Below are 9,403 nucleotides of genomic sequence, written 5' to 3'. Positions count from 1 at the left end.
TATATTTATTAAATTTTTGTCCTTTTCTTGCCATATAAAAATGCACCTCCTCTAAAAGTTTAGTAAAGTTCTTTTTTAATTTTACTTACTTTTTGGGGTGCAGTCTAATATTAAGTAAACTTTTTTAAATTATTTATTTTTAGTCATTTAATGATTTGAAATTTATTATTTATTGATGTGTTCGATAAATTCATTGTATGCGTTAGCGCCAAGTGTGGTGCTAATGTTGTTGCTGATGAATTCATTGTTGTTATTTGCTCTGATAATATCATTGATATTTAAGATAGTGCTTTCATTTCGGAAGTATTGTGCGTTGTCTTTAATTTGGTTTAAGGTTTTATTTCACATTAGTGTATTACTGTATGTAATTGGTTTAGAACCGTTAGCAAATTGAACGATAGTATCATTATTTTCTGATTTCATTCATAAGACATCGTTTAGGTTGACTGTAGTTGTATTATCAGATACAAAATTTTTCATTTTTAATACTTGATATTGAGTGATATTATTTGTTTGGTATGGGCTATTTCCTACAACACCAGGCATAATGCTGCTAGCAATTGTTGTGATTCCTAGTATGCTTATTAATTTTTTCATTTTGTTTTCCTTCTTTCATTTTCAATATTTAATATTTTAATATTTTTATATAAAAAAATGAAAATAAAGCACAGGGGTGGTTGGTACTCAAATTTAAATAATTTAAGATATTTGGTATGTAAAAAATTAATTCATAATATTATTATCAAATTAAAAAAAACAGCAACAGACATAAATATTTCACACTCGTATTTCTAGTAACATTGTTAATATAGTTTTAATAATTTGATATAAGTTTAATAATATTCATAGTATAGCACTAATTAATGACTTAATCAATGATTATTTAAAAACCAGATATTTTATTAATCAGAGCTATCTGAACTCTTTTTTTCACCTTAATTTTATAGTATAATAAATAGGTGAAAAAAGTATGGGGGTTTTAATAATGGAAAATAATAAAAAAATAATTGATTATTGAGATGATTATGACCCAAATGATTTTGATCCAGCAAAACGACCAACTTCAATTTTGCAAGATAAAACGATATTAAATAATAATCAAAATTCTGTTGATAAAATTACTAGATTAACAAATGAATTTGAGACATATTCATATTACAATAATAAATTTAATGTTAAACAAAATAATGTTCAAAATGATGTTTTTGATCACAATGATAATTATGATGAATTAGATTATTCTGAATTTCAACCAATAGAAGGGGCAGAAATTAACCAAGCAACAGAATTAACTGATTTAGATGAATTAAATTTAAATAATAAGAATCGATTTGTTCCATTTAATGAAAATGATATGGTTACTCCAGCACTTGATGTTAATCAAATTTATGATCGTTGGCAAAAATCAAAAGCTAATTTAATTACGCGTAAATTAGATGTTCTACGAAATCGAGTTCAAGAACCACGGATTGAAGGACGCCGAAAATATAGTTTTTATGCTCCTAAATCATTAGAAGAATTATTAAATAAACCAGCTCAAGTTGTACTAGATGCGACTCCATGCGTTGGCGGTGATGAGGTTTATCCTGACCAAAAATATTTTAATAATCCAGTTTTACTTTCAAAAGTACGGGGTAAAAATAATGATAATTTGTCCTTATCTAATAGTAATGATGGAATACCGCTAATTTCAGATGAAATCTTAGACAATGAACCATTAACAATGAGCAATATCTTAAAAAATGCTAAAATAAATATTGATGCAAGTAAAAAAGAAGCAATCTTTATTAATGATGAGGATGTGCTAGATCCCAATAATTTAAATTATGAACAACGTTTGCGTTTATTAAAATTAGCAGCTGACCCCAATAATGAAGAACGAAAAAAATTGTTACAAATGAAATTAAATAATGGTAGTTTACTATCCTTATCAGCAATAGTTAAAGAACGATTACAAAAAGTTAAAACTGGGGAGATTGAATTAATTGAGGAAACAACTCTTACAAAAGATAACAATTAGAGTAAAAGGAAAAGAAAAAAATATTTTTTAGCACAATACCCTATTAATGTTTACACTTTCAAGTTATAATATAAGGATTATCAGTTTATTTTATTATTTAATAGTAGAGGATGATTAAGATGATATTAGGAAATAGTGAAATAGCCTTTATTTTAATTGGATTTTTTATTGCGATTAATATTATTATATTAATTTTTTTAATTCTATCTTACCGAAATATTTTAGTTCCGATTCCAAATTTAAATAATGCTCCAAGTCAATCAATGATTTCATTAGAAGTAATTGATCGCTATTTAACGAAAAAGAAAATTACTGGTTTAAAAGTTGTTCGTAAACCGGGCCAAGTTTTAATTACACATTCTTATAAAAAGAAAACATTTTATATTAATGATTTACAATTATTTAATCAGTCTTATTTTTTATCGGGGATGGGATTAGATTATGTTTTAGGGCGAACATTTTTTGCAACCCAATTATATTTAAAAAATAAACATGTTCAAACAATGCATTTCTTATTATATTTGGCTCCACCATTATTATTGTTATTCTTTCTTATCGTCTCATTATTTACAATTATTTTTATTGCTATTCTAAAAACTAATCCCGCCTTGTTAGACCATAATAATTTCTTTTACTTTATTAATCGCTATAGAGTCTTAAATTTATTATTAATTTTTATTATTGCAGCATATTTAATTTTATTAAGTTTTAATGGCCATTTTAAGCAAAATTTAGAAAATTGATATGAAACAGAAATGCGACCATTTGTTAAAAAACAGTTTCCGGAGTTATATGATGATTGAATTATTGCTCGTAGTTATTCACGGAGTATTGAGTTTACATATATTTTTGGTTATAATTTTATTTTTAAAAAAATTTATAAATATACAGGACCCTTTGGCCTTTAGTAAAATAGGGGAGAGAAAGAATGAAAGTTATTTTTCATATTGATATGAATATTTTTTTTTGCTAGTTGTCATCAAGTTGCTAATCAACACTTTCAAGGAAAACCACTTGTTGTTGCTAATTCTTCACGGCGAGCAGTTGTAACAACAGCGAATTATGAAGCACGACAATTAGGCATTAATAGTCCAATGCCGTTATATAAGGCAAAAGAAATTTGCCAGGACCTTGAAATTGTTAAGCAAGATTTTGGTTTATACGTTGATTTTGCGCAAAAATTATTTGATTTTATTAATATGGGTTGACTTTTTTTGTTTCGATGCGTTTAAAACGGTTTTTTTTCCTTGGTTAATTTGCATTTTAACATTTAATTGATCTAAGTCATTATTATCAAAATCACTAATTGTTTCTAACGGGTCTTCTTCAGATGAACTTTTGATGCGTTCAATGCCACGATTAACTCGATAAGCATGATCGATTATTTCTTGCAAGCCAGGATCTTTTTTACTAGTACGAGTAGGGGAAGATAAATTATTATTATCTCTTTTACCTACTTCTTGTTGGTTGGTAACTGCAGCACGTAAACGAGCCATTTTTTCTTTAATATCATTTTCATCAACACCAATTGCTTTTTCATCTTCATTTGGAATTCCTAATTTGTGTTTAATGTTTTCATTATTTTTTTTAGCATTTTCTAAAATATATTGAATTGTTCCCTTTTCAACTACTGCTGGTTTAATAGGTTCATTACTAGTTGTAGTTGGATTTAGCATTCGATTCATTTTTGCTTTAATCTTATTTTCAGTTGCTCTTGAAATAGCTTTATTACTATTTTCTGAACATTCATGAATTTTTAAATGAATTGGACAAAATGTTGGTACTCCCATTCTAACTCCCCGCTTCTCTTTAATATCTGTATATAATTATAACTTAAATTGGAATAAATGTGTATTAGATTAAATTTAATCTTTTTTTATTTGACAGCATATTTATAGTATAATGATAAAAAATAAATTAGAAAGTGGTTGTAATTAATGAACATTTTTATTTTTCATCGTGATTTTAGAATTGAAGATAATCTCGGTCTTGCTCAGTTGGCTAATGAAGAAGATAAAATTTATTTATTATTTATTTTTACAAAAGAACAAATAAAAGAAAATAATTATTTTTCACCCCGTAGTTTTCAAGCAATGGTTCATTGTTTAAAACAATTAAGGAAAAAGGTTCATGTTAATTTTCTAAAAAGTGAAAATGAACAAACCGGAATTAAATTTTTATTAGACCAAGGTTATAAAATTAATAAAATATATACAAACCGTGATTATACACCATTTGCTCTTAACCGAAGTAAAGCAATGCGTCAGTTATCAAAAGAATATAATTTTATTTATCGTGAATTTGATGATTATGTATTAATAGAACCATGAACAATAAAAACTACTCAAAATGGATATTATACTGTTTTTACACCATTTTGAAATAAATTAAAAGGACATTTTAACGATAATAATATTGTTCCTTATAAGGTTAAATCCTTTTCGTCTCAACAATTAAAAAATCTTGATATTTTACAGGACATTACAAATGTTAAATCTAGTGATTTTAATTTACCATTAGAACCTGAAAAAGTTAAAACAGCAATTTTTCAATTAGATCAAAGCTATCATCAAACTCGTGATTTTGTTGATTTAGAAACTAGTACAGCAAAAATTAGTACTGCTTTAAAATTTGGCATTATTTCAATTCGACAATGTTATCTTTGAAGCATTGAAAAATTTGGTATTTTTGATAACGCTTTTGCGCGCCAATTAGCATGGCGAGATTTTTATTATCAAGTAACTTATAATGCGCAATTACATCAACAATGATCTTTTAGTGAAAATTGAAATAAAAAAATAACAATTGACTGGACAAATAATCCAGAATGATTACAAAAGTGGCAAAATGGTGAAACTGGTTATGATTTTATTGATGCTGGAATGAAAGAGTTAAAAGAAACAGGGTTATTACATAATCGAGCAAGAATGGTTTGTGCTTCGTTTTTAGTTAAGAATTTACAAATTGATTGACGTAAAGGCGAACAATATTTTGCTCAACAGTTAATAGATTATGACCCTATTATAAATCAATGCTCATGACAATGAGTAGCAGGGACGGGATTTGATGCTCAACCATTTTTTCGAATTTTTAATCCTGAGTTACAACAAAAAAAATATGATCCAACAGCAAAATATTGTAATAAGTTTTTAAAAAACCGCCCCGCAATTAATAAAATTGTTGATTACAAAATGTCTGTTAAAAAAGCGTTAGAAATTTATAAAGGTAAATAACTAACATTATGGAAAAATGCTAGCAAAGTTCATATTTTTATTTTAGAAAAATATTTTATTTTATTAAAAAATAAAAAAATATTGTATTATTTTAATATTAATAGTATACTATGGGTAAGGAAAAGTATTTTTCCTAAATCTCTAAAGTAAACAGAATAATTATATAAATAATTTATAATTACACTACTATCTCTCCCCTTTGGGTTATCTCTTATCTTTTCTTTTCTTTTTATTAATTAAGTTACCATAAAAAAATAATTTACATAAATCCTTATTTCGCCAACATAATTATTTTTGTTACCCAAACAGAAAAAAAGCAATCAACCTGTTGGGAAAACCAGTTGATTGCTTTTTAATTTGTTAATTTAATTTGTTCTAAAAATTCAAATGTTTTTTTCCTAACAATAACTTTTTTTTCAATTTCTCCATCAACTTTATAAATAACTTTATTAAACAAACCATTGATATCAATACCAATCACTTGCGATAAGATAATTTCTTCATCTAAAAAGAAAATGGTTTCATCATTTACTTTAATTCATAAACTATTATTAACTAATGTTTGAATAATTAAATAACTTAAAATTAAGCCATAATTACAAATTGCCATAATTACAAATAAATAAGCAAATGTATTTGAGATACTTGATAAAGTCATTAATAAAATATAATCAATAATAATAAAAATATTAAGTGGAGTTAAAAGCAGATAGATGGTAATAAAGATAAAAATTATCATTGCTTTTCATTTATATTCTTTAATTGCCTTATTATTTTCTTTTTGTTTTTGATAATGAATAAAAAATAAAGTATGAAAAGTATATAAAGCTAACATTAAGATTAATGAAAAAACTAAAATAATATGCATTTTCATTGTTTACTTAGCCTCCCCTATTTTGTTGTCATGTTTTAAAAATTGTCATTGATATTTTAACATCATTTGTAATAAAGCGATAAATTTTTTCAGTAGTACTAATAAAAAAACCGATTTGATAAAAACCATTAAGATTAAAAATACTTGGTAAAACAAAATTAATATCTTTTAATCAAATAATAAGATTTTGATCTTTAGTTTCAAAAACTAAGCGGTAATTTGTAACATAAATGGTTCCATTAATTGTTTCCTTACCATTATTAGTAGTAAGATTTAAATAACCAGCCAAGTATTCAATATAATATTGCTCTTTTATTTGTTGAGTTAAGTAGTAGATATTTTGTTGAAGTTCTTTTGGTTTTGTTATTTCATAGCCAATAATTGGTGCTTGATAATAACAAATTTCATTTTTTGGCAATTCATATTTAATTTTAATTACGACTAAATTATCATTTAAGAATGTTTGATTGTTATCAATCATTTTTTGTAGTTCATTTTTCTTTTGTTTAAAATGTTTTATTTTTTGTTGCTGGCATAAAGCTAAAATAGCAACAATAATTATTGCAACACCTAAAATAGTACTAAATAAAATAATTCCAATTAAATAATTATGATTCATGCTTTCACACCTTATAAATTAGATATGGCGTTTCTAAACCTTTTACAATAATCATAAAACGTTTTTGTTCCGTATATAAATAAAAGCCTTGATATAGAATATTATTAATTCGAAAAATACTTAATTCAAGATTATTAACTTCACTTAATGGTCAAGTTGTAGTAATGTCTTCATTTATAATTAAAATTCTTTGGTTTGTAATAAACATATGACCATTTTGAAATAGAATTTGATACATTTCTTTAATTCTTTTACCTTGCCCATAACCAACACTAATTCCATTTTCAAATGGAATTGTATATTTGGAATGAGTTTGATTATTTTTTAATTTATGTTGAAGATAAACAGTAACAGGAATATTACTAAATACTTTTTCACCTGGGTCTAATTTAAATTTAACGTTAATTTCTTGCAAAGTTAATTTTGATAAATTATTATTAATATATTCTTGATTTTCAACTTCTAATTGTTTAAAAATTTGAAAAAAAAGTTGCTGTTTTTTTTGATAAAATCATCCTAAAAAATCAATAAAAATAAATAATAAAATAAGAAAAACTCCAATTATAATTCATCCTAAGATTGTCATTTTCATCAACTTCCTATTTTAAAATATTAATGCCATTATTAAAATTATTAATAAAAGTTTGGAGCATTAATTCTTCTGCTGAATTTAGTGGTTGTTCAAACCTATTATAATAATAAATATTAATTAAATCTTTTGTTTTTTGATTTAGTTTATCATAATATTTTTTATTAATTAAAAAATGGGTTCCTTGATTAAGGATAATACTTGATAGATAATTTTGTCATTGTTTTTCATTTTTATTTTTTTCTGCTCATTCAGCAAAGTAAGTATTTAAAATCCGATTATTTTTATGATAAATAAAATGAATTTCCCCCTTTTTTGCATTATTAACTAATCTTGTGTATAAAATTTTATTTGGTAAAAACGGATTATTCGGTGAATTAATTGCTTGAAAAGTGATTGGAGTTAATTGTGCTAATAGAATATCATTGCAAACAATTGAATGAATTTCTTTTGGCAAATTTATTTTTTTAACAACATAGCTATGTTGTTGATTATCTAAATCATTTAGTAAACGTGATAATTCTAATTGATAAACTAACGCTAATTTCATAATTCGGCGAAGTTTAATTGTTAAAATCACTTGTTCAGCAACACTTAAACTATAATAATAATTAACATATGTTTCATAAACTTCTCGATGATCCACTAAATTATCGTTAATATTCATTAATAATGCTTCTAACTGCGGTACAAGTGTTTTGTTTGACTGAAGATATTCATTCAAATGTTTTTGACAAAAAACATTAAAAAAATAAGGTACTTTCTCTGTTGATGTTAAATCTAAAAAAGATGTTTTAATATTTTTTAAAAAATGTTTAGAATGATAACGATTTAAATAATAATGATTTTTACTAATATCAAGCGAATAAAGATTATGCTGACCAACTTTATTATTACATTCTTGTAAAATACATTTTTGTTTAATACATTTTTTTAAAACTTGTTGATAATGCTTTGTTTCTTGTTCAATATATTGTTCTTTTAATGTTAAGTCCCCTACTGCTTGTAAAATTGAAATATATTGAGCACGATTTTTAGTTGAATTTAATACCTTCGTTTTGCAACAATTTGCATATTGCTCATTACTTAAACAAATACATGCTTCATTATCATCAAAAGTAAAAATTGGTCGATAATGTTTATGCAAATAATCTAATTGATCATCATCTAAATAATAACTTTTTAATAAAGCATCAAACATTGCTTGCTCGGAACTTTTAAACGTATCTTCCAACTGCTTTTCTAATCCATTTTGCATGTAAAATAATTCCCCTCTGTTGTTTATACTCTATTATAATTATAAACTTATCTAGTTAATTTTGCTATAAAAAAAGCGTTTTACTGTTAGTAAAACGCTCAAAGGCAACATATAGATTTTTTCCCCACCAACATTGCAATTATTTATTATTAAATAATTTTATAAACAATTACTTTAAAAGTAATATTTTGGACCGTTAAATGATTATACAATTATAAAGAGTACTTATTTGCAATGTTGGTTTCATTTTGTAGTTTTTTACAAAGGAAACATATAATTAAAAAAATAATTAATTATTAAGATTGGACCATATTAATAACTAATTAGTCTTTATGCAACCTGTTTTAACTACAGTGTTATTATATTTTATTTGCAAAAATTTTGCAAGTATTTTTTAATTTGAAAATTGTAAATGCAAGTAGAAAAAAATCTTATATTTTTATATTAACATATTTTTTAATAAAATTGACAAAATAATTTTTTGCTGAATTTCAACCTAAACACTGTCGTGGTCTTTCATTTATTATATTAACTTATTTCATCGTAATATTCTTGTGAATAAACATCTAAATCTATCCCCTTAGGAAATCAATGTCTTAAATCACGATTAATTCGTTCTACAATAGGTTTCTAAGTAGGTTTACCTTTATCACAAAAATAAACTTTAGTACCAATATAAGCTTCAATTTGTTTTCATTCTGAAAACTCTTTGGTAGTATTCATTATTCTTAGGTTTTTAATAAAATTAAGTAATTAGAAACAAATTAAGTTTCGCTTATGACTAAATGATAACAAAATTTATAAAAAATT

At 24.5% G+C, this 9,403-nt stretch carries 10 protein-coding genes and 1 pseudogene; 4 read left to right on the top strand and 7 right to left on the bottom strand.

Features of this window, described 5'->3' with window-relative positions:
* Window positions 1–165: 165 nt before the first annotated feature.
* The gene (locus tag D9R21_RS02630) at window positions 166–597 is read right to left on the bottom strand and encodes a hypothetical protein (RefSeq protein ID WP_126820987.1); all 432 of its coding nucleotides are present in this window, start codon (window positions 595–597) and stop codon (window positions 166–168) included.
* A 388-nt stretch (window positions 598–985) separates the two neighbouring features.
* Between D9R21_RS02630 and D9R21_RS02625 the strand changes: the two genes are divergently transcribed.
* The 3 genes from D9R21_RS02625 to D9R21_RS02615 all read left to right on the top strand — a co-directional run bounded on the left by D9R21_RS02625 (window position 986) and on the right by D9R21_RS02615 (window position 3,252).
* A complete protein-coding gene (locus D9R21_RS02625; RefSeq protein WP_126820986.1) occupies window positions 986–2,020 on the top strand; it encodes a hypothetical protein in 1,035 nt (344 codons plus the stop codon).
* Window positions 2,021–2,139: 119 nt separating this feature from the next.
* Entirely contained in the window at window positions 2,140–2,928 is a 789-nt protein-coding gene (locus D9R21_RS02620; protein ID WP_126820985.1) for a hypothetical protein, read from the top strand.
* A 39-nt stretch (window positions 2,929–2,967) separates the two neighbouring features.
* Entirely contained in the window at window positions 2,968–3,252 is a 285-nt protein-coding gene (locus D9R21_RS02615) for a Y-family DNA polymerase (RefSeq protein ID WP_241568694.1), read from the top strand.
* On the opposite strand, the gene D9R21_RS02610 is transcribed toward D9R21_RS02615, so the two are convergent.
* Window positions 3,202–3,810 carry a hypothetical protein gene (locus D9R21_RS02610; RefSeq protein WP_241568693.1) on the bottom strand — a complete coding sequence of 203 codons (609 nt, stop codon included), beginning with the start codon at window positions 3,808–3,810 and terminating at the stop codon, window positions 3,202–3,204. The two genes, D9R21_RS02615 and D9R21_RS02610, sit on opposite strands and share 51 nt — an antisense overlap.
* Window positions 3,811–3,957: 147 nt before the next feature.
* Here D9R21_RS02610 and D9R21_RS02605 point away from each other — a divergent pair, with 147 nt between their 5' ends.
* Window positions 3,958–5,253, top strand: a complete 1,296-nt coding sequence (locus D9R21_RS02605; protein ID WP_126820984.1) for a cryptochrome/photolyase family protein — start codon at window positions 3,958–3,960, stop codon at window positions 5,251–5,253.
* Between the two features lie 352 nt (window positions 5,254–5,605).
* Here D9R21_RS02605 and D9R21_RS02600 read toward each other — a convergent pair whose 3' ends face one another.
* From D9R21_RS02600 to D9R21_RS08745, 5 genes and pseudogenes are all read right to left on the bottom strand, one after another.
* Complete coding sequence (locus D9R21_RS02600) at window positions 5,606–6,127, bottom strand: hypothetical protein (RefSeq protein WP_126820983.1); 522 nt, start codon at window positions 6,125–6,127, stop codon at window positions 5,606–5,608.
* Between the two features lie 7 nt (window positions 6,128–6,134).
* Window positions 6,135–6,746 (bottom strand): hypothetical protein, encoded by a 612-nt coding sequence (locus D9R21_RS02595; RefSeq protein WP_126820982.1) that lies wholly within the window; start codon window positions 6,744–6,746, stop codon window positions 6,135–6,137.
* Window positions 6,736–7,338: a hypothetical protein gene (locus tag D9R21_RS02590; protein ID WP_126820981.1), complete on the bottom strand. Its 603-nt coding sequence runs from the start codon at window positions 7,336–7,338 to the stop codon at window positions 6,736–6,738. The genes D9R21_RS02595 and D9R21_RS02590 overlap by 11 nt, the downstream gene beginning before the upstream one ends.
* A 7-nt stretch (window positions 7,339–7,345) precedes the next feature.
* Window positions 7,346–8,593 (bottom strand): hypothetical protein, encoded by a 1,248-nt coding sequence (locus tag D9R21_RS02585; RefSeq protein WP_126820980.1) that lies wholly within the window; start codon window positions 8,591–8,593, stop codon window positions 7,346–7,348.
* Window positions 8,594–9,024: 431 nt separating this feature from the next.
* A pseudogene (locus D9R21_RS08745) lies at window positions 9,025–9,319 on the bottom strand (transposase); the annotation flags it as partial.
* Between the last annotated feature and the right edge of the window lie 84 nt (window positions 9,320–9,403).

This window comes from Spiroplasma endosymbiont of Megaselia nigra (assembly GCF_003987485.1).
Taxonomy (GTDB): domain Bacteria; phylum Bacillota_I; class Bacilli_A; order Mycoplasmatales; family Mycoplasmataceae; genus Spiroplasma.
This window is presented reverse-complemented; position numbering and strand designations above follow the sequence as displayed.